The sequence below is a fragment of the Patulibacter medicamentivorans genome (assembly GCF_000240225.1).
Lineage (GTDB): Bacteria > Actinomycetota > Thermoleophilia > Solirubrobacterales > Solirubrobacteraceae > Patulibacter > Patulibacter medicamentivorans.
In genome coordinates, this window is sequence record NZ_AGUD01000183.1 from 1 (window position 1) to 1,142 (window position 1,142).

General features: G+C 78.5%; 1 protein-coding gene. It reads left to right on the top strand.

What is annotated here, in order from left to right; translation table 11 throughout:
• Nucleotides 1-1,142 (top strand): hypothetical protein (locus tag PAI11_RS27140; RefSeq protein WP_040599918.1); only part of this gene is annotated, 1,142 nt, incomplete at both ends.

A 1,142-nucleotide genomic window follows, 5' to 3' on the forward strand; every position in this document is an offset into this window, starting at 1 on the left:
CGGACGCAGGCCGCGGCCGGCGATCCGCTCGCGACGGCCTCGTTCGCCGCCGCGGTCGCCGCCACCGAGCGCCCGGCCGAGCGGGTCGCCCTCCACTACGACGCCGCGATGGCCAGCTGGCAGGCGGCGGACTACCCGGGCGCCGTCGACGCCTTCGACCGCGCGCTCGCGGAGCTGCCCGCCGACGCCCGCGAGGAGCGCCGCCGGATCCGCGCCGCCCGGCTCGGCGCGCGGTTCCTCGACCCGCGCCGCGACGAGACGCTCGAGGTCGACGAGCTGCTCGGCGACGGTCGCGCCCAGACCGCCGACGATCGCGGTGCGCTGGCGATCGCCTCGCTCTCCTGGCTGCTGTTCCTCGAGCGCGACGCCGCCAGCTGCGCCGCGCTCGCCGAGCGGGCCTGGGCCGGCGGCGAGCTGCTCCGCGACCGCGGTCCGGGCGACCCCGCCTGGCACTACGTGACCGGCGCCTTCACCGGCAGCGGCCATCCCGAGCGGACGCTCGAGGTGGCCGACGCCGTGCTGGCCGAGGCCGGACGCGTCGGCGACCCGATCGCCGCCGCCAACGTCTCCTACGTGCGCTCCTGCGCGCACCTCGTCCGCGGATCGCTGGCCGACGCGCTGGCCGACGCCGAGCAGGCCCTGGCCGGCCGCGAGCATGGCTGGCAGCAGTACGTCGGAGCGAGCGCCGCGGTCGCGGTCAAGGTCCTGATCGAGCGCGGCCAGCTCGACACCGCGACGGCGCTGCTGGACGAGGTGGTCGGCGGCGGCCTGCCGCCCTCGCTGGCCTACTCCAGCCTCCACGAGGCCCGTGCCCGGTTCCTGCTCGAGGGCGACCGGCCGGACGAGGCGTGGGCGGCGATCGAGGACTCGCGGACCGCCTCGCAGGGCTTCTCGACGCTCCTGCTGAACGAGTGGCGGACGACCGGCGCCCGGGTCCGCCTGGCCCTCGGCGACCGCACCGGCGCCCTCGCGCTGGCGGCCGAGGAGGAGGCGCTGGCCCGCCGCTGGGGTCATGCGCGGATGCTCGGCCTGGCGCTGCTGGCCGGCGGTGCCGCCGAGCAGGGAACGGCGGCGGTGGCGCGCCTGCGCGAGGCGGTGCCGGTCGCCGACCGCTCCGGCGACCGCGCGCTGCAGGCCGAGGT